Raw genomic sequence first — 17,632 nt, forward strand, 5'->3', positions numbered from 1 at the left:
ATGAAAGAAAAAAACCTTCTCGCGGAACTTGCCGCCTATCTCTTCTCCAACTCGGACAAGGAGTCCGGCCGCACGCCGTCGGAGCGCGAGCTGGCGGAGCATTTCGGCGTCAGCCGCGGCCAGATCCGCGAAGCGCTTGCCATCCTCGAGGCCATGCGCATCGTCGAGCGGCGCGCCAAATCCGGCATCTATATCGACACCAAGCAGGCGAGCGTCGAGGCGCTGGCCCTGTTCGCACGCGCCGGCCTGCCGCTCGATCCGGTGCAGATCTACGAAACCGTCGAGCTGCGCAAGATCCACGAGATCAAGGCGGCCGAGCTTGCCTGCTCGCGCGCTACGGAAGAGAATTTCGAACGGCTGCGCGAGATCCTGAAGGCTTCGGAAGAGCGCATCGCCGCCGGCGAAGGTCTCGCCAAGGAGGACCGCGAGTTCCACCTCGAGATCGTGCGCGCGACCAAGAACAGCGTCTTTCACAACATCTGCAGCGTCTATTACCTGATGGGCGAGCAGCGCCTGCCGATCTATTTCAACGACCCCGAACGCAGCGTGCGCTCGCATGCCGAGCACATCCAGATCTACGAGGCGCTGCTGCGCCGCGACGGCAATCTCGCCCAGGCGTTGATGAATGCCCACTTGCAGGGCGCCGAGAGCTATTGGAAGGGGATCATCGAAGGCCGCGGAATGGAGCCGAAAGGCGCGGCGCTCGAAAAGGCCTGAGCATTTCGTCCAAAAGTGCGTAGCGGTTTTGGGAAAACGACATGCGCAAAAAACAAGGAGACTAAGCGGGCCGCCTGAACCCTTTCAGCGCGACGCGCTTGGGGGCATTTCGCAGCCAGGCGGGGTCGCCTGGCGTCGCGGAAATGCGGCTAAGACATACGGGGCTCATGCGCAAGATTCTGTCCACGCACCAACTGCACCCTCGCGCCACGGCCATGCTGGCCGGCGCCGGGCGGCTTGCAATCGCTTCGGCGCTCGATCCCAACACGCTGACCGCCGAGGCCCGGGACGCCGACATCGTCATCGTGCGCGCGCCGCTGCCGCCGGAGCTGTTCGCGGGCGCTGCGAGCCTGCGCGCGGCGATCCGGCACGGTGCCGGACTGGACATGATCCCGGTCGAAGCCGCGACCGCCGCCGGCGTGCTGGTCGCCAACGTGCCTGCGGTCAATGCCCGCTCGGTCGCCGAGCATGTAATGTTCGCGGCACTCGCGCTCTCGCGGCGCTTCCGCATCATGGACCGCGACCTGCGCGCCAAGGGCTGGCTTACCGGGCGCGAGCATGCCAATTCGACCAGCGAGCTTGCCGGCAAGACGATCGGCATTGTCGGCCTCGGCGCGGTCGGCCAGGCCGTCGGCCATATCGCCGCCCATGGCTTCGACCTCAATGTCGTGGCGACCACGCGCAGCCTGCGCCCGGCGCCCGAGCGCGTCGGCTTCCTGTCGATCGACGCGCTGGTCGAGCAGAGCGACATCATCGTGCTCTGCTGCCCGCTGACGGAGGAAACGCGCGGCCTGATTAGCCGCGAGCGCATCGCCCGCATGAAGCCCAACGCGCTGCTGATCAATGTCTCGCGCGGCCCGGTGGTCGACGATGAGGCGCTGATAGATGCGTTGCGGAGGGGCCGTATCGGCGGCGCCGCCCTGGACGTCTTTGCCACGCAGCCGCTGCCGTCGAACCATCCCTATTTCGGCTTCGACAATGTCATCGTCACCCCGCATATGGCCGGCATCACCGAGGAATCGATGATGCGCATGGGCGTCGGCGCGGCGAGCGAGGCGTTGCTGGTGCTGGCCGGCAAGCTGCCGGTCAACTTGCGCAATGCGGAAGTCATCGAGCATTACCGGCGACGCTTTCCGGCCGACGATTAGCTCCAGGCGACCATCGCGACGGTGCAGACCTGAGATTCCGGCGGGACAGCGTTTCCCGATCTGCATCCTGATGGCGTGCGCAGTTAACGGCAAAGCAATGCCTCCACCGCGGCGGCAATCGCTAGCAAACGACGATCAAGCCCATGCCTGCCCACCAGCATCAATCCAGCCGGCAGCTTCGTGCCGGGCATCGGTAGCGAGATCGCGCAAAGGCCGAACTGATTGGCGACCTGCGTGTTGCGCAAGAGCAGCCCTTCCGTCTTGTCGCGCAGTGCTTCGTCGCCGGCCGTGGCGGCAATCGACGGCGCGACCATCGGCACGGTCGGCAGTGCCAGCACATCGATCGTCTCCAGCCGTTCCGCCATGGCGGCCACGAGTTCTCCACGACGGCGGATCGTGCGGATATAGGCTGAGGCGGGAACGGCCAGCGCGCGCGACAATGGCCCGGTGACATGTGGGTCGACCGGCACGGGCGCGCCGGTCGCCAGCCAATCGGCATGAACCTCGGCACCTTCCATGGATGCGATGGTACCGCGCCTGGTTGCCGCGCGCATCTCGGCGATGAGATCGTCGATCGACAAATCGGTGGCGCGGGCGCCGGCCTGCCCGATCCTGTCGATGCAGCCCTCGAAAGCTCCGGTGACCTCGGCTTGCATCTCGCCGAACAGCACGCCGCGTGGAATGCCGATGCGCAGACCGGCGAGCGAGGCCGGCTGAAGAGCAGCCGGATCTTCTCCGGCCATGACCGCATCGGCGGTCGCGCAATCGGCAACGCTGCGGGCAAGCGGACCGATCGAATCCAGCGTCATCGACAGCGGGAAGGCACCCGTTAAAGGCACGCGTCCCGCCGTCGGCTTGAAGCCGACGACACCGTTGAGCGAGGCCGGGATGCGCACCGAGCCGCCGGTGTCCGAACCGATCGAGATGTCGCTTGTGCCCTCGCCGACCGCAACGCCCGCTCCCGATGACGAGCCGCCCGGGATCAGGCTGGCATCAACCACATTGCCCGGCGTGCCGTAATGCGGATTGTCGCCGATCGAGGTGAAGGCGAACTCGGTCATGTTGGTCTTGCCGAGGATGACGGCGCCCGCCTGTCGCAACCTTTGCACGATTATTGCGTCCCGCGTCGCCGGTGCGCCGCCGGCGTGGATCAGCGACCCGGCCGCCGTCGGCTCGCCGGCGACGTCGAACAGATCCTTGATCGAGACGATCGAGCCGTCGAGCGGCCCCAGGCTCACACCGGCTTTCCGGCGGGCATCGGACGCGGCGGCGGCGGCCCGCGCGGCCTCGGTATAGAGCTTGGTGTAGACCTTCTCGTCGGCGGCGCGATTGGCAAGACGTGACAGGATGATTTCGAGACGGTCGCGGATGGATTGCATGTCGATGTCGGACTCCGCAAGGATGCAACGTCTTTAATGCAATTCCAGGAAAAGTGTGGAGCGGTTTTCCGTCCGGAATTGCTCAGAAACGAAGACTTTGGGGTGGCTAAGCCGGCGCCGAGAGATAAACCGGCAGGCGTGCTTTTGCATCCTGCCAGCGATAGGAAGTTGCTGATGCTGTACAAAGGCAGCTGCCACTGCGGCAAGGTGGCGTTCGAGGTCAAGGGTGAGATTGGCGGCGCGGTGCGTTGCAACTGCTCGATCTGCTCACGCAAGGGCGCGCTGTTATGGGCCGTGCAGCATGAGAAGCTCAATCTGGTCGCCTGGGGCGACGACCTCGGCCGCTACACCTTCGGCAAAGGCTCGATCGCGCATCGCTTCTGCCGGACCTGCGGCATGCATCCGTTTGCCGAAGATGTCGGCCAGGGCAACGAACGGTCGGCCTATATCAATATCAACTGCCTGGACGGCGTCGACCTCACGACCATCGAAGTCTTCGAGTTCGACGGACGCTCCGCCTGTAGCCGCAGACAGCAAGTCGTGTCGGCCATCACGACGACATCGGCCCAGCGCGCCTGAGAGCCGCCGGGCCGATGCTTGAAAGGGCGACCGGATTTGCCTACTCAGCCTGCCTCGGTCCCATGGCGAAAGCCACCAGCGCCGCGAGCAAGGTCGCCACGCCGCTGTAGGCGAAGGCGGTGGCGACACCGGCATGATCGACCAGGAGGCCGCCTACGATGGCGCCGAGCGCGATCGCCACCTGGAAGGTCGCGACCATCAGGCCGCCGGCGCTCTCGGCCTGGTCGGGCGCGGCGCGCACCAGCCAGGTCTGCAGGCCGACCGGCACGGCGCCGAAGGCAAAGCCCCAGGCGGTGACGGCGACCGCCGCGGTTATCGGTGAGGCGCCAAGCACAAGCAGCGCCAGCGCCGACAAGGCGATCAGCAGCGGCGCCAGGCCGACGGCCATCTTGAGATTGCGCTCGGCCAGGAACGCGCCGGCGAAATTGCCGAAGAAGCCGCCGATGCCATAGGCGAGCAGCACCAGCGAGATGGTCTCGATCGGCATCACTGGGACTGTCTCCAGGAATGGTCGCACATAGGTGAAGCCGGCAAACTGTCCGGACGCAACCAGCAGCACCACAAGCAGGGCGACGCGGATCATCGGCCGCTTCAGCACCTCGACCAGTGTGCGGAAGCTTGCCACACCGGCTGGCGGCAGGCTGGGAAGCGTGGCGAGCTGCACCAGCAGCGCCAGCGCGCCGACGACCGCCGCGATCATGAAGGCGGTGCGCCAGCCCCAGATATCGCCGACATAGGCGCCGACGGGCGCAGCGGTGACGGTGGCGACCGAGACGCCGGTCAGGATGATCGACATGGCGCGCGGCATCAGCCGCATCGGCACAAGCCGCAGCGCCATGGCGGCCGACATCGACCAGAAACCGCCAAGCGCGACGCCCAGCACGACGCGGGCGAGAAGCAGCATGGTGAGCGAGGACGCGAAGGCGGCGACGAGGTTGGAGGCGATCAGGAGCACGGAGAGTATCCACATCACCAGCCGGCGGTCGAGCCGCTTGGTGATGATCGCCATGGTCGGTGCGGCGATCGCGCCGACCACGGCCGTCGCCGTCACCGCCTGGCCGGCGGCGCCCTCGCTGACGCCGAGGTCCTGCGCCAGTCGCGTTAGCAGGCTGGCAGGCAGGAATTCGGCGGTTACCAGGCCGAAAACGCCGAGCGCCAGCGACACCACCGCGCCCCACGCCGGCTCTGTTCGTTCCTCCGGTTCGGTTCTGTCGAGAACGGCGGCGTCGATGGCGCCCGTTGCGGGTTCGGTCATGGCAAATTCTCCGATCTGTCTATGGCGCCACCTAGGGATGACCAGCTCGGGCTCCACCCGTTACATGCCTGGCGGGCGGCTCGGTCGGTTCGATCTGGTTGCGGCGCAACATTTGGCTGCAATGCAACATAGGGAGTGACGGACTGGAGTTTCCATGCTAGAAACGCCGAAATGAATTACAATTCGTCCAAAACAATTCTACAGGCTTCCGGCGACCCGCTGACTGATATGCTGCGCGGCTTGCGCCTCGATGGCGTCGATTACGGCCGCTGCGTGCTGGGGGAACCCTGGGCTGTTTCCTTTCCCGCGCAGAAGGCGGCGCGGTTCCATTTCATTGGACAGCAAGGCTGCTGGCTGTTTACGCCGGCGAAGGAATGGACCCAACTCTCCGTTGGCGACGCGCTGCTGATCCCGCGCGGCGACGAGCATGTGCTGGCGAGCGCGCCCGGCGTGCCGCCCGTGCCGATCGGCCGCTACACCATCGAGCCTGTGTGCGAGAACATCTACGACGTCTCCAATGGCTGCGACGGCTGCAAGACCCTGCTGTTTTGCGGCTCGATGCATTTCAACCTCGACGGCTCGCATCCGCTGCTGGAGATGATGCCCGACCTGATGCAGGCGCGTAAGCTCATGGCGAATGCGCCCGGCATCCAGCATCTGCTCGACGCGATGGCCGGCGAGGTGACGATGGACCGTGTCGGCTCCGGCGGCATCCTCGCGCGCCTGGCCGACGTGCTCGCCGCCACCATCATCCGCTCCTGGGTGGAAAATGGCTGCGGTGACGCCACCGGATGGATCGCCGCCGTGCGCAATCCGGATATCGGCAAGGTGCTCGCCGCCATTCACCTGCAGCCGGAGCGCGACTGGACGGTCGAGGCGCTGGCCAGGATGATGGGCGCCTCGCGCTCCGCCTTTGCGCAGCGCTTCGCCACCGTGGTAGGCGAGACGCCGGCTAAATATGTGCTGCGCGTGCGCATGCATCAGGCGCGGCAATGGCTTACCCGCGACGGCATGCGGGTTTCGGTGGCGGCATCGAGATTGGGTTACGATTCGGAAGCCTCCTTCAGCCGCGCCTTCAAGCGGGTGATGAACGTGGCACCGAGCCATTTCCGCAACGCCGCTGGTGCCGAGGAGCAATCCTGACATCCAGCGGGCAGCCGCTGCCCGCTGGATGAATTGCCAAATCTTTTGGACGACGCGCCATTCCCCGCCGACTGCAGCCGCCTAAGCTGGCTGGCGGAGGAAACCGCCATGTCCAATCATCTCGCATCGCTTGCGCTTGTCGCGGCCGCCATGTTGCCGGGCCGGGCTTTCGCGCTCGAAGACAGTTACTTGCCCGCCGACAAGATCCCTTACGCCGTCGAAGCCACAGGCCAGCCGCAGCGCCTTGGTCCGCTATGGGGCGAACGGGCAAAAGGGCCGGCCGGCACGCTGCTGAAAGTTCCAGGCAACTGGCGCGCGCCCGTCCATGCCCACACCGCCGATTACCGCGCCGTGGTCATCAAGGGTCTCTGGGCACACTGGCAGATGCAGGGCGGCGAAGCGACCAAGACCGAGTTGCCGCCGGGCTCCTATTGGACGCAGAAGGCCGACGAAATGCATGACGATGCCTGCTTGTCGGACACCGAATGCGTGATCCTTTTGATCAACGACACCCCCTACGAGACTTACCTGCCGAAATAGGTGCAGGCCGACAGCAAACAGCCGGGAAGCCGGACCGCTATCCGGCGTGCTGCAGGCTGACGCCGCTGCCCTTGTCGAACATCACCACCTTGTCGGGGTTCCAGGCAAAGCGCACCGCCTGTTCGATCGCGACATCGGTCCTGGCCGGCACGGTGGCCCGCAGCATCGTGTCGCCGACCCTGAGCGTCAGGATTTTCTCCACGCCGTGGTTCTCGACATCGTGGACGCGCGCTTCCACCGGCGCGCCGCTCTCCAGGTAGACATCCTCCGGACGGATGCCGAAGACGAGCGGGCGACCGTCGGTCGCGCCACTCGTCTTGGCTCCCCCTGAGAGCGGCAGCTCGAAATTCATCGGCGCCATCACCGCGCGGTCGTCGACCAGCTTGCCGTCGATGAGGTTCATCGGCGGCGAGCCGACGAAGCTCGCGACATAGGTGTCGCGCGGATTGTTGTAGATATCCTGCGGCGTGCCGGTCTGGACGATGCGTCCGTGGTTGAGCACGCCCACCTTGTCGCCCATCGACATCGCCTCGATCTGATCGTGGGTGACGAACAGGAAGGTGGCGCCGAGCTGCATCTGCAGGTTCTTCAGCTCCGTGCGTAGCGCCTCGCGCAGCTTGGCGTCCAGCGCCGACAGCGGCTCGTCCATCAGGAACACGCGCGGCTTGCGCACGATGGCGCGGCCGATCGAGACGCGCTGCATCTCGCCGCCGGAAAGCCGGTCGGTCTTTCGGTCGAGCAGATGCTCGATACGAAGCGTGCGGGCGGCGCGCGCGACACGGTCCTTGATCTCGGCATCCGGCAGCCGGCGGATCTTCGGCTTCAGCGGGAATTCGAGATTCTCGCGCACCGTATAGCGCGGATAGAGCGAATATTGCTGCAGCACCAGCGCCACGTCGCGCTCCGCCGCGCCCCAGCCGGCGACGTCGACGCCATCGATGAAGACCTGGCCCTCGGTCGGCTTCTCAAGCCCCGCAATCAATCGCAATGCCGTCGTCTTGCCGGCGCCGGTTTCGCCGAGCAGCACGAAGAATTCGCCGTCGGCGATGTCGAGGTTGAGGCCGCTCAGCGCGGTGTGGCCGCCGAACTTCTTGGTGATGTTCTTGAGTTCGATATGGGCCATTACAGCCTTACTCCGAGAGACTTGCCGCTTGCCGTGTCGAAGAAATGCGCCTGCTCCGGGTCGATGCGAACATGGACCTTCTCGCCGGGACCCGAAACGTAACCGGCCTTGGTGCGCGCGCGCATCATCTTGGAGCCGACCTTGAGGTCGACAATGTCGAATGACCCCAGCGGCTCGATGATGTTCGCCTCGACCGGCATGTAGCCCGGCGCCGCATCGTGCCGGACGAGCACGCCCTCCGGGCGGATGCCGAGCGTCAGGCCGCCATTGGCTGCATGCCCGTTGAGCTTGGACAGGAGTTGGGACGGGAACTCGAAGCCGGCCGGCGCGCCGCCGACGGTTACGGAGGCGGCACCGGCCTGATCCGCAACGCTGGCCTCGGCGATGTTCATCACCGGGCTGCCGACGAATTGCGCCACAAACAAATTCGCCGGATGCGAATAGACGTCGTCCGGCGTGCCGACCTGCTGGATGAAGCCTTCATGCATGATGACGATGCGGTCGGCCAGACTCATGGCCTCGATCTGGTCGTGGGTGACGTAGATCGTCGTCGAGCCCTGCTTGACGTGCAGGCGCTTGATCTCGGCCCGCATCTCCTCGCGCAGCTTGGCATCCAGCGCGCCGATCGGCTCGTCCATCAGCATCGCCTTCGGCCGCCGCACCAGCGCGCGGCCGATCGCCACCCGTTGCATGTCGCCGCCCGAAAGCGCCGACGGCCTCTTGTCGAGGAGATCGGTGATCTGCAGCGTCTTGGCGACCGAGCGCACCTCGGTGTCGATCTCGCTCCTGCTCTTGCGGGTCGCGCGCAGCGGGAAGGCGATGTTCTCGTAGACGTTCATGTGCGGATAGAGCGAGAACGACTGGAAGACCATGGCGATGTCGCGGTCGGCCGCCTTGAGATGCTGCACCGGCTTGCCGTCGATCAGGATGTCGCCCTGGTCGATGGTTTCCAAACCGGCGATGGCGCGCAGAGTCGTCGTCTTGCCGCAGCCCGACTGTCCGAGCAGCACGATGAACTCGTTGTCGTCGATATTGAGGTTCAGGTCGTTGATGACCTGGACGGCGCCGAAGAATTTCTGAACGCCGCGAAGCTCGATCTGGGTCAATGCTGTGCCCCCGCGTTGCGCGCCTGTTCGCCCGCTCCGTGCCCTGTTCTTGCTCCTTCCTCCCGCGGGATCTTGGATGTGACATTGAAGCCGATCAGGCCGATCAGGATGATCGTCACGCCATAGCTATGCAGCAACATGCTCCATGGTTGGCAAAGCGCGACGATGCCAAGCACCATCAGCACCTGCGACCCGGGTTCCAGATATTTCTGATTGACGGCGCGGAAGCTCATTTGCGGATCGCTCCGAAAGACATGCCGCGCAGCAGATGGTTGCGGAGCAGGAAAGTGAAGATCGCAACCGGCAGCAGGAACAGGAAGGTGCCGGCGGCGATGACGGTCCAGTCGGTTAGGCCCGAACCGACCTGCGCCGGAATGAATGGCGGCGCGGTCTGCGCGTTGCGGCTGGTCAGCATCAGCGCGAATGCATATTCGTTCCACGCAGTGATGAAACAGAACACAGCGGTGGCGGCGATGCCCGTGGCGGCCTCCGGCAACACGATCTTGAAGAAGGCCTCCATGCGCGTATAGCCATCGACGAGCGCCGCCTCCTCGTACTCCTTCGGGATTTCGTCGATGAAGCCCTTCATCAGCCAGACAGAGAAGGAGAGGTTGAAGGCAGTGTAGAGGATGATCAGGCCGATGTGGGAGTCATTGAGGCCTGCCGCCCGGTACATCAGGAACATCGGGATAGCGACCACCACCGGCGGCAGCATCCGCGTCGACAGGATGAAGAAGAGCAGGTCCGCCTCACCCTTCACCCGGAAGCGGGAGAAGCCATAGGCGGTCAGTGTGCCCATGCTGACGGCCAGAAGCGTGCTGCTGATGGCGATGATCAGGCTGTTCACGAAACGATTGGGATAGGGCGACAACTGCGGACTGTTGCCGACCTTCAGGATGCGCTCGCCGCCATCATAGACCGCCTTCTCCCACCATGGCGAAGCGGCGTAGGTTTCGGGGTCGACCGGCTTGGTCTGCTGGACCCGCTTGGTGAACAGCTTGACGAACGCCGTCAGTTCCGGCTGGAACAGGACTGTCGGCGGCACGGTGGTGGCCAGCGCGCGCGGCTTGAAAGCTGTCGAAGCTATCCAGTAGATCGGCGCGAGGAAGATGATCGTCACCACGAGGACGGCGACGATGGCGAGGCGGTTAAGCGCCACCTCGCCGCTGGTGCGGACTGCGGCCATCTCAGCGCTCCTTCACCTTGTTGAGGTATTTCACGTAGATGTTGGTGATGGCCAGCACCATGATCAGAACGATGTAGGCGAGCGCCGACGACCTGCCTGTGTCCCATTGCTGGAAGGCAAGCCGGTAAAGCTTGATCGCGATCAATTCGGTGGTCGGCTGCACGCTCAGCACATAGGCAAGATCGAAGGTCTTGAAGGCTTCCATGGTTCGGAAGATGACCGCGATCATCAAGATCGGCGCGACCAACGGCAGGGTTATGCGCGTGAAAGTGTACCAGCGGCCAGCGCGGTCGATCGCGGCTGCCTCGTAGAGGTGCTTCGGAACCGCCGAAAGGCCAGCGAGCGAAAGCAGCATCACGAAGGGCGACCACATCCAGATATCGGTGATCGCGACCGCGTAGAGCGCGGTATCGGCGTTGGACAACAAACCGAAGTTGCGCAGGCCGAAGATGTAGTTGATCGGCCCCCAGGACGGGCTGTAGAGAAGTTGCCAGAAAAGCCCCACCACCGCCGCCGATAACATCATCGGCAGAAGCAGCAGTGTCGTGAGCAGCCCCTTGAAGGGGAAGTCCCTGTTGAGCAGAAGCGCAATCCCGAAGCCGATGATCATCTGTCCGCCGACTGAGACGATCACGTATTTGGCGGTGATGACGAAATTGGTCCAGACGCGCTCATCACCGAGCAAGTCGCGGTAATTCTGCAAACCCACGAAACTCCATGTCGAGTTGCGGTTCGCGGCGAAGTCGGTGAACGAGTAACCAAGAGAATAAATCAGCGGGAAAATGTTGAAAACGATCAGAAACAGAACCGTCGGGATGATGAAAACATTACGGATGGTAAGATCGCTCCAACCCCGCTTGGCGGCGCGCGACTGCGGGTCGAGCGTGTTCAGAACCGAAATTGCCAAAGCGTCCTCCAGATATTCTTCCAAAATTTCGAGGGAAGGTTTCCACCTCCCCTCGAAAACCGGTCATGCGGACCCTAGTGAACGGGCCGGTTGTACTTTTTGAAGGTCGCGGTCCAGTCCTTGATGACGCCATTCAAGGCTTCCTCGGCCGTGCCCTTGTTGTTGACGACGAAGGGATAGACGTTGTCGTTGAACTGGGTCAGCAGTTCGGCATATTCCGGCGGCGTCCAGAAGTCCCGGACGATCTTCATGGAATCGTAGAAGGCCTTGTTATACGGCGTGGCATTCTGGAACTCGGCGGATTCAAGCACTGCTTTCGAGCAGGTGTAACCGCCGAGCTTGGCCCACTTCTTCTGGGTCTCGTCCTTGATGAACCATTCGAGGAACTTCATCGCCTCATCCTGCTTCTTGGAGTAGGAAACGATGGAAATGCCTTGGCCGCCCAGCGCGGCCACATGGACCCCCGATGGGCCGGGAGGATTGGCGAAGAACCCCGTATTGGCGGCGTGCGGATTGGTCGCCGGATTGGCCAACGCCGGGAAGAAAGCAAAGAAGTTCATGCTCATTGCCGCCAGCCCCGAGGTGATCGCCTGATTGTTCTCGAGGAAGAAGGCCTTGTTCCAGCCGGGAGGAGTGAATTTGAACAGGTCGTGATAGGCTTGCAGGCCTTCGATCGACTCCTTCGAATTCACCACGCCGTTGATCTTGTAGGTATCGTATTCGCCGAGGCTCCCGCCATAGGCGAAGATCGTCTGCTCGGTCCCCATCGCCACCGCGTCGTAGGAATTGTCGGTGTAGAGAGCAATGCCGTAGCGGTTCTGATCCGGCCGGGTGAAGAACTCGGCGATGTCGTGAAGCGCTTTCTGGTCCTTCGGAACATCAAGTTCGTAGCCGTATTTGGCCTTGAACGCTTCCTTTTCCTTGGGATCCTCGAACCAGTCCTTGCGATAGGCCCAGCCGTTGACGTCGCCTTCGAGCGGGATCGCCCAGAATTTATTGCTCTTCAGCGGATACTCGCCATAGGCAAGGGTCGCCGGCAGGAAAACGTCCTTGAGCTTATGCTTGTTGAAGAAGTCGGTAAGGTTGACCCAGTGTCCTTGCTCGGACCCGACGCCCAGCCACTGGGAGTCGCCGACGATCAGGTCGTAGGCATCGCCGTGAGCATTCAGCTCGGCGAAGGTCTTGGTCTGGAAATCGGGCCAGGGCGTGGTTTCGATTGTAACCTTCACGCCGGTTTCGGCCGTGTAGTCGTTGACGAGTTCCTGCAGATAGTTCGCCGGATCCCATTCCGCCCAGAAGATGGTGAGTTCCTTGTCCTGCGCGCGGACGGATGTCCCGCAGGCAAGCGCCAGCCCGATACCAGCAATCACGCTGGTCACAATCTTGCGCATAGTTTTCCTCCCTTGTGCGCATTCTACCGTATCATGCGAGCCGGCGGCGAAGCCGGCCCTGGTAGTTCCTCCAGTGATGGCCATCTCTCCGGTTCCAGGCCTCCTCGCCTTGCCGGAAATGGATCGCAGCCTTCACTCTTGAACCGCTTAATCGGTCTTGATCTGGTATTACCAATTCAAGCTTGGCGTCAAGCGCTTTCTTGAGGCACCGGCAACAGCCAGACAAGCCGAACATTACGATATCTGTCTGTTTTCTCTTGCTTTTCCTACTCATTGATACGTGGTCCCCTTGTCATGAAGGGCCCACCAGAATTGACATTCAAAACTGCCTCCACAATCTGGTCGAACCAGATTTAGCCGGTTGTCGCCTTCGACGCCGCCGACATTCCTGCTGATTTAGCCTCCGATTCCGCCATTGCGGCGCACACCAGCGCGCCCGCCGCCCATTGCGCCACGGACATCATCTCGGCGCTGTCCAGCCCCCAGATGTCCTTCAGCACGGTGACCACCTCGACGCCGAACATCAGCGACAGCGCCTGGGCCAGGCGATTGAACTGGCGCGGCTTCAAGCGGCCCTTGAGCGGCGCGATCGCATCCTTCAGCAAGTCGACGCGGTGGCCGCGCGTGAAAGCCGGCTCGGATCCGAGCGTACCCGCCTCGCGCCGCGCCCATTGGTCGAGGGAGAGTTTCAGCGCCGCCTTGAACGTCGCTTCGAAGGCTTCGATGCGCGGCATCGCGGTGGCGAACAGATCCGCCACGCGCCGCTCGGCATCGTTGGATGCGGACTTCCAGGTGAGGATCGGGCCGAGCCCTTCATCGACCACGGCCTGCACCAGCGCCGCCTGGCTGGGGAAATAGCGGTAGGCGGTCGCGCGGGACACCCCAGCCGCCTCCGCGACCTCGCTGACCGAAGGGGTCATGCCGGACTGCATCAGCCTTGTCGCCGTTTCCAGCATCAGTCGCCTGGTGCGGGCGCGCGGCCCCTTCTCGATGACCGGCGCCTGGACGGCCTCATCATTGGCGGCGGCTTGTTGACGTGAGACATCCATATCAATACGATACGCGCGTCTCAAAAATTTGCAATGGCGCAATGCCGGGCAACAATGGGGTCCCCACCAGCGACGAGGCTTTTGCCGAGGAGCTTAAGGGCGGTGCAAAAAGGCGGGCGGCAATGCCGAACATGCCGGATGACGGGGAACCGCGGATGAAGCGCATCTATGTGGTCGGCACCGCCGACACCAAAGGTGAGGAACTCGCCTTCCTGGCCGAGGCTGTCGCCAAGGCCGGCGGCGTGGTCGCTCGTGTCGACATCGGCACCCGCGCCGCGACGGTCCCGGTCGATATCGCTGCCAGCGAGGTCGCCGAACACCATGCGAACGGAGCCGGCGCCGTTCTCGGCATCGATGATCGCGGCACCGCCGTTGCTGCAATGGGCGCCGCCTTCGCCAATTTCATGCGGTCGCGTGATGACATCGCCGGCGTGATCGGCATCGGCGGTGGCGGCGGCACCTCGATCGCCACCGCCGGCATGCGCGCGCTGCCGCTCGGCCTGCCGAAGATCATGGTCTCCACCCTCGCATCGGGCGATACCGCGCCTTACGTCGACGTCTCCGACATCATCATGATGCCGTCGGTGACGGACATGGCCGGGCTCAACCGGCTGTCGCGCGTCGTGCTGCACAATGCCGCCCAGGCGATCGCAGGCATGGCGGCGAAGCCCGCATCGGCCCCTGCCGGCAAGCCGGCGCTCGGGCTGACCATGTTTGGCGTCACCACGCCCTGCGTGACGGCGATCGTCGACCAATTGCGCGCCGACTATGACTGCATGGTGTTCCACGCCACCGGCACCGGCGGCCGCTCGATGGAGAAGCTTGCCGATTCGGGCCTGCTTGCCGGCGTCCTCGACATCACCACCACCGAGGTCTGCGATTTGCTGTTCGGCGGCGTGCTGCCCGCGACCGAGGATCGTTTCGGCGCCATCGCACGCACGAAGCTGCCTTATGTCGGCTCGGTCGGCGCGCTCGACATGGTGAACTTCTGGGCGCCGCCGACGATCCCCGAGCGCTATCGCGGCCGTCTCTTCTACGAGCACAATTCCAACGTCACGCTGATGCGCACCACGGTCGACGAATGCCGCCGGATCGGCGAATGGATCGGCGGTCGCCTCGCCCGATGCGAGGGCCCGGTACGCTTCCTGATCCCGGAAAAGGGCGTCTCGGCGCTCGATATCGAGGGTGGCGCCTTCTTCGACGCGGAGGCCGATCGAGTGCTGTTCGACGCGATCGAGCGCACGATCAAGCCGACGAAGAACCGCACGGTGACGCGCCTGCCGCTGCACATCAACGACCCTGCATTCGCCACGGCCGCGGCCGAGGCTTTCCTCGACTTCCCCAAGAGGTGAGACAGACAAGCATGGCCGCCATTCCGCGCAAGGAACTCCTCGAAAAATTCCGCAAGATGATCGCTGACGGCGTGCCGATCGTCGGCGGCGGCGCCGGCACCGGCCTGTCGGCCAAGGCCGAGGAAGCCGGCGGCATCGACCTGATCATCATCTACAATTCGGGCCGCTACCGCATGGCCGGACGCGGTTCGGCCGCCGGCCTGCTCGCCTATGGCAACGCCAACGAGATCGTCAAGGAAATGGCCTATGAGGTGCTGCCGGTGGTGAAGAAGACACCGGTGCTGGCCGGCGTCAACGGCACCGATCCGTTCGTCATCATGCCGCTGCTGCTGGCCGAGCTGAAGACGATGGGCTTTTCCGGCGTGCAGAATTTTCCAACCGTCGGGTTGTTCGACGGCACCATGCGCCAGAGCTTCGAGGAGACCGGGATGGGCTTCGGTCTCGAGGTCGACATGATCGCCGAGGCGCACAAGCTCGACCTCCTGACCACGCCCTACGTTTTCAATCCGGACGAGGCGCGCGCCATGACGACGGCCGGCGCCGACATCGTCGTTGCCCATATGGGCGTCACGACCGGCGGCTCGATCGGCGCCACCTCGGCGAAAACGCTCGACGCCTGCGTGAGGGAGATCGACGCCATTGCCGATGCCGCGCGCTCGGTGCGCAAGGACGTCATCCTGCTTTGCCATGGCGGGCCGATCTCGATGCCCGACGATGCGCGCTACATCCTCGAGCGCTGCGGGGGACTGCACGGCTTTTATGGCGCGAGCTCGATGGAGCGGCTGCCGGCCGAAGCGGCGATCGCCAGGCAGACGGCGGATTTCAAGGCGGTCGCGCCGGAGCATCGGACCCAAAAGCGGAAGCCGGTTTTGGGAAAATCCGATTCTCCGACAAAAACGAAAAGGAAGGGATGAGGCAATGGCCGACAGGGAGAAAGTGTTCGTCTACCCGCAGGACGTCAGCGCCTTCGGCTTCGACTGGGGCAGACTGGCCCTCACCGTTGCCCCGGAAGTGAACGGCTCGGAGCGCTTTTCCGGCGGCGTCGTCGACCTGCCGCCGGGCAAGGGGCATACCCGCCATAACCATCCGGGTGCCGAAGAGATCATCTTCGTCATCTCCGGCAATGGCGAGCAAATGGTCGAGGACGAGAAGGGCAATCCGGTGATTGCGAAAGTCGGTCCCGGATGCACCATCTACGTGCCGGAAAGCCGCTTCCATTCGACGCTCAACACCGGTGACCAGCCGATGCAGCTTTTCGTCGTCTATTCACCCGCCGGCCCGGAGCTCGTGCTACGCGACCTGCCGGATTTCAGGCTGCTGCCGCTGGGGCAGTGACGAACTTTCCTTCTCCCCGTTCCACGGGGAGAAGGTGCCCGAAGGGCGGATGAGGGGCAGAGCCGGCCTTCGGCTCTACGAAGCCCCGCCTCTGTTCCAGCCCCTGCCCCGATCGCCGAACATCACATAGCCGGCGTCGGTCACCGCGACGGTGTCTTCGAGCTTGATGAAGCCGCGTGTCGGGTGAAGCATGGTCGTCTCGACCGAGAGCACCATGTTCTTTTCCAGCGGCTTCGCCGCATAGGTTCCTTCATAGGCGACCGGATGGTTGGTCATCAGGAACGGCGCCTCATGCGTGATCAGCCCCATGCCGTGGGCGAAGAAATCCGTGTAGGCCGCGACCTTCGAAGCCTTCAACACGCTCTGCGCATGCGCGATCATGTCGCCGCCAAGCGTGCCGGCCTTGGCCTTGGAAAAGGCCGCCTGCTGCACGGTTTCGACCTCGGCCAAGAGATCCTCCAATTCGGCATCCGGCTCGCCAAGCACGCCCATACGGCAAAGGTCGCCGATATAGCCGTGATAATTGCCGCCGGAATCGATCGACATCACCTCGCCCTTCTTCCACGCCTGGCTTGAAGCGGCGCGGTTGTGGCTGGAGCCCAGCGTCAGCAGGCAATATTCGAAATGCGCGCCGCGATTGGTCTCCTCGCGCCTGAGCCGCTCGATGATGTCGGTCTTGCTCGTGCCTTCCCGCGCCCAGGCGATCGTTGCCAGCATGGAATCGGTGATGAGTTCGGAGGCGATGCGCAGCTGTTCCAGCTCGGCCTCCGTCTTGATGGCGCGCATGCGCTCCAGCATGTCGGTCGCGTCGATCAGCTTCGCATCCGGCAATGCCTTGCGGATCAGCATATAGGCGTCCGACGGCAGGAAGCCGGGTTCGATGCCGATGCGAGCCGCCGATTTGCCGATCTTTTGCAGATGCTCCACCGCAAGATTGGCGGCATCGAGCGTGCCCCAGCAGGCGGCATGCAGCGTCGGCGTCCAGAACGGATGGTTCTGGTGCTCGCCGCCTTCCATCTTGTTGCCGATATAGGCGGCATGTTCCGGCCCGCCCTTCTCGTAAAGGACAATCGGCAGGTAGCGGCTGTGGCCGATCGCATCCATCGCAGCGAAGAAGATGAACTTGTAGCCGCCGAGCAGATACTGCGTGTTGTGCTTTGAGGTGCCAAAGAGCACGTCGATGCCGGCCTCTTCCATCAGCCGGTCCACCCGCGCCTGGTCGAACGGAACGCTGCTGACCTCGGTTTTGCCCGGAGCAATGTTCATCTGCCTCTCCCTATTTTTCATCGGCCGCGAGGGCGCCGAACGTCATGATCTTTGGCTGTCGGCCAAATCTGCATCATTTTGGCCGGTCTGGTCCAGCCAGAACTGATCGCTTTGCGCTAAAGGCGCTCAACCATCTCAATCTTGACCCAGCTTCGC

General features: G+C 63.6%; 17 protein-coding genes and 1 pseudogene. 8 read left to right on the forward strand and 10 right to left on the reverse strand.

Translation table 11 applies throughout. From position 1 onward, the window contains the following. Together ACWGS9_RS23835 and ACWGS9_RS23840 are read left to right on the forward strand one after the other, a co-directional pair. Nucleotides 1-717: a FadR/GntR family transcriptional regulator gene (locus ACWGS9_RS23835; RefSeq protein WP_320216915.1), complete on the forward strand. Its 717-nt coding sequence runs from the start codon at nucleotides 1-3 to the stop codon at nucleotides 715-717. A 167-nt stretch (nucleotides 718-884) separates the two neighbouring features. Beyond that, nucleotides 885-1,865, forward strand: coding sequence for a hydroxyacid dehydrogenase (locus tag ACWGS9_RS23840; RefSeq protein WP_454507555.1), 981 nt, complete (start codon nucleotides 885-887; stop codon nucleotides 1,863-1,865). Between the two features lie 83 nt (nucleotides 1,866-1,948). Here ACWGS9_RS23840 and ACWGS9_RS23845 read toward each other — a convergent pair whose 3' ends face one another. Further along, nucleotides 1,949-3,244, reverse strand: a complete 1,296-nt coding sequence (locus ACWGS9_RS23845) for an amidase (RefSeq protein ID WP_454507556.1) — start codon at nucleotides 3,242-3,244, stop codon at nucleotides 1,949-1,951. Nucleotides 3,245-3,418: 174 nt separating this feature from the next. On the opposite strand from ACWGS9_RS23845, the pseudogene ACWGS9_RS23850 reads away from it, so the two are divergent. After that, nucleotides 3,419-3,763 (forward strand): annotated as a pseudogene (locus ACWGS9_RS23850) (GFA family protein); the annotation flags it as partial. Nucleotides 3,764-3,863: 100 nt separating this feature from the next. On the opposite strand, the gene ACWGS9_RS23855 reads toward ACWGS9_RS23850, so the two are convergent. Beyond that, nucleotides 3,864-5,078, reverse strand: a complete 1,215-nt coding sequence (locus ACWGS9_RS23855; RefSeq protein WP_454507557.1) for an MFS transporter — start codon at nucleotides 5,076-5,078, stop codon at nucleotides 3,864-3,866. Nucleotides 5,079-5,249: 171 nt separating this feature from the next. On the opposite strand from ACWGS9_RS23855, the gene ACWGS9_RS23860 reads away from it, so the two are divergent. Then, a complete protein-coding gene (locus ACWGS9_RS23860; RefSeq protein ID WP_454507558.1) occupies nucleotides 5,250-6,221 on the forward strand; it encodes an AraC family transcriptional regulator in 972 nt (323 codons plus the stop codon). A 108-nt stretch (nucleotides 6,222-6,329) separates the two neighbouring features. Next, complete coding sequence (locus ACWGS9_RS23865) at nucleotides 6,330-6,761, forward strand: DUF4437 domain-containing protein (protein ID WP_454507559.1); 432 nt, start codon at nucleotides 6,330-6,332, stop codon at nucleotides 6,759-6,761. A 37-nt stretch (nucleotides 6,762-6,798) separates the two neighbouring features. Here the strand turns inward: ACWGS9_RS23865 and ACWGS9_RS23870 are convergent, their stop codons facing one another. From ACWGS9_RS23870 to ACWGS9_RS23900, 7 genes are all read right to left on the reverse strand, one after another. Continuing rightward, nucleotides 6,799-7,884, reverse strand: a complete 1,086-nt coding sequence (locus tag ACWGS9_RS23870; protein ID WP_454507560.1) for an ABC transporter ATP-binding protein — start codon at nucleotides 7,882-7,884, stop codon at nucleotides 6,799-6,801. Further along, nucleotides 7,884-8,990 (reverse strand): ABC transporter ATP-binding protein, encoded by a 1,107-nt coding sequence (locus ACWGS9_RS23875; RefSeq protein WP_454507561.1) that lies wholly within the window; start codon nucleotides 8,988-8,990, stop codon nucleotides 7,884-7,886. The genes ACWGS9_RS23870 and ACWGS9_RS23875 overlap by 1 nt, the downstream gene beginning before the upstream one ends. Continuing rightward, complete coding sequence (locus ACWGS9_RS23880) at nucleotides 8,987-9,223, reverse strand: hypothetical protein (protein WP_454507562.1); 237 nt, start codon at nucleotides 9,221-9,223, stop codon at nucleotides 8,987-8,989. Before ACWGS9_RS23880 ends, ACWGS9_RS23875 begins: the two co-directional genes overlap by 4 nt. After that, nucleotides 9,220-10,176: a carbohydrate ABC transporter permease gene (locus ACWGS9_RS23885; protein WP_454507563.1), complete on the reverse strand. Its 957-nt coding sequence runs from the start codon at nucleotides 10,174-10,176 to the stop codon at nucleotides 9,220-9,222. Before ACWGS9_RS23885 ends, ACWGS9_RS23880 begins: the two co-directional genes overlap by 4 nt. A 1-nt stretch (nucleotide 10,177) precedes the next feature. Further along, complete coding sequence (locus tag ACWGS9_RS23890) at nucleotides 10,178-11,083, reverse strand: carbohydrate ABC transporter permease (RefSeq protein WP_454507564.1); 906 nt, start codon at nucleotides 11,081-11,083, stop codon at nucleotides 10,178-10,180. Nucleotides 11,084-11,157: 74 nt separating this feature from the next. Then, on the reverse strand, nucleotides 11,158-12,474 hold the full coding sequence (locus ACWGS9_RS23895) for an ABC transporter substrate-binding protein (protein ID WP_454507565.1): 1,317 nt from the start codon (nucleotides 12,472-12,474) through the stop codon (nucleotides 11,158-11,160). Nucleotides 12,475-12,827: 353 nt separating this feature from the next. After that, complete coding sequence (locus tag ACWGS9_RS23900; RefSeq protein WP_454507566.1) at nucleotides 12,828-13,523, reverse strand: TetR/AcrR family transcriptional regulator; 696 nt, start codon at nucleotides 13,521-13,523, stop codon at nucleotides 12,828-12,830. Between the two features lie 155 nt (nucleotides 13,524-13,678). Between ACWGS9_RS23900 and ACWGS9_RS23905 the strand changes: the two genes are divergently transcribed. Genes ACWGS9_RS23905 through ACWGS9_RS23915 form a run of 3 tightly spaced genes read left to right on the forward strand, consistent with a single transcriptional unit; the run spans nucleotide 13,679 to nucleotide 16,210 of the window. Further along, nucleotides 13,679-14,875: a Tm-1-like ATP-binding domain-containing protein gene (locus ACWGS9_RS23905; protein WP_454507567.1), complete on the forward strand. Its 1,197-nt coding sequence runs from the start codon at nucleotides 13,679-13,681 to the stop codon at nucleotides 14,873-14,875. An 11-nt stretch (nucleotides 14,876-14,886) separates the two neighbouring features. After that, nucleotides 14,887-15,789 carry a phosphoenolpyruvate hydrolase family protein gene (locus ACWGS9_RS23910; protein WP_454507568.1) on the forward strand — a complete coding sequence of 301 codons (903 nt, stop codon included), beginning with the start codon at nucleotides 14,887-14,889 and terminating at the stop codon, nucleotides 15,787-15,789. A 4-nt stretch (nucleotides 15,790-15,793) separates the two neighbouring features. Continuing rightward, entirely contained in the window at nucleotides 15,794-16,210 is a 417-nt protein-coding gene (locus tag ACWGS9_RS23915) for a cupin domain-containing protein (RefSeq protein WP_454507569.1), read from the forward strand. 75 nt (nucleotides 16,211-16,285) lie between these two features. Here the strand turns inward: ACWGS9_RS23915 and ACWGS9_RS23920 are convergent, their stop codons facing one another. Next, nucleotides 16,286-17,476 (reverse strand): M24 family metallopeptidase, encoded by a 1,191-nt coding sequence (locus tag ACWGS9_RS23920; RefSeq protein WP_454507570.1) that lies wholly within the window; start codon nucleotides 17,474-17,476, stop codon nucleotides 16,286-16,288. Nucleotides 17,477-17,632: the final 156 nt, after the last annotated feature.

The organism is Mesorhizobium sp. Arg314, from assembly GCF_053714275.1.

What these genes read in the sequence shown, in the direction of transcription:
- ACWGS9_RS23835 (WP_320216915.1), top strand. Translation starts at nt 1, where the DNA reads ATGAAAGAAAAAAACCTTCTCGCGGAACTTGCCGCCTATCTCTTCTCC.
- ACWGS9_RS23840 (WP_454507555.1), top strand. Translation starts at nt 885, where the DNA reads ATGCGCAAGATTCTGTCCACGCACCAACTGCACCCTCGCGCCACGGCC.
- ACWGS9_RS23845 (WP_454507556.1), bottom strand. Translation starts at nt 3,244, where the DNA reads ATGCAATCCATCCGCGACCGTCTCGAAATCATCCTGTCACGTCTTGCC.
- ACWGS9_RS23855 (WP_454507557.1), bottom strand. Translation starts at nt 5,078, where the DNA reads ATGACCGAACCCGCAACGGGCGCCATCGACGCCGCCGTTCTCGACAGA.
- ACWGS9_RS23860 (WP_454507558.1), top strand. Translation starts at nt 5,250, where the DNA reads ATGAATTACAATTCGTCCAAAACAATTCTACAGGCTTCCGGCGACCCG.
- ACWGS9_RS23865 (WP_454507559.1), top strand. Translation starts at nt 6,330, where the DNA reads ATGTCCAATCATCTCGCATCGCTTGCGCTTGTCGCGGCCGCCATGTTG.
- ACWGS9_RS23870 (WP_454507560.1), bottom strand. Translation starts at nt 7,884, where the DNA reads ATGGCCCATATCGAACTCAAGAACATCACCAAGAAGTTCGGCGGCCAC.
- ACWGS9_RS23880 (WP_454507562.1), bottom strand. Translation starts at nt 9,223, where the DNA reads ATGAGCTTCCGCGCCGTCAATCAGAAATATCTGGAACCCGGGTCGCAG.
- ACWGS9_RS23885 (WP_454507563.1), bottom strand. Translation starts at nt 10,176, where the DNA reads ATGGCCGCAGTCCGCACCAGCGGCGAGGTGGCGCTTAACCGCCTCGCC.
- ACWGS9_RS23895 (WP_454507565.1), bottom strand. Translation starts at nt 12,474, where the DNA reads ATGCGCAAGATTGTGACCAGCGTGATTGCTGGTATCGGGCTGGCGCTT.
- ACWGS9_RS23900 (WP_454507566.1), bottom strand. Translation starts at nt 13,523, where the DNA reads ATGGATGTCTCACGTCAACAAGCCGCCGCCAATGATGAGGCCGTCCAG.
- ACWGS9_RS23905 (WP_454507567.1), top strand. Translation starts at nt 13,679, where the DNA reads ATGAAGCGCATCTATGTGGTCGGCACCGCCGACACCAAAGGTGAGGAA.
- ACWGS9_RS23910 (WP_454507568.1), top strand. Translation starts at nt 14,887, where the DNA reads ATGGCCGCCATTCCGCGCAAGGAACTCCTCGAAAAATTCCGCAAGATG.
- ACWGS9_RS23915 (WP_454507569.1), top strand. Translation starts at nt 15,794, where the DNA reads ATGGCCGACAGGGAGAAAGTGTTCGTCTACCCGCAGGACGTCAGCGCC.
- ACWGS9_RS23920 (WP_454507570.1), bottom strand. Translation starts at nt 17,476, where the DNA reads ATGAACATTGCTCCGGGCAAAACCGAGGTCAGCAGCGTTCCGTTCGAC.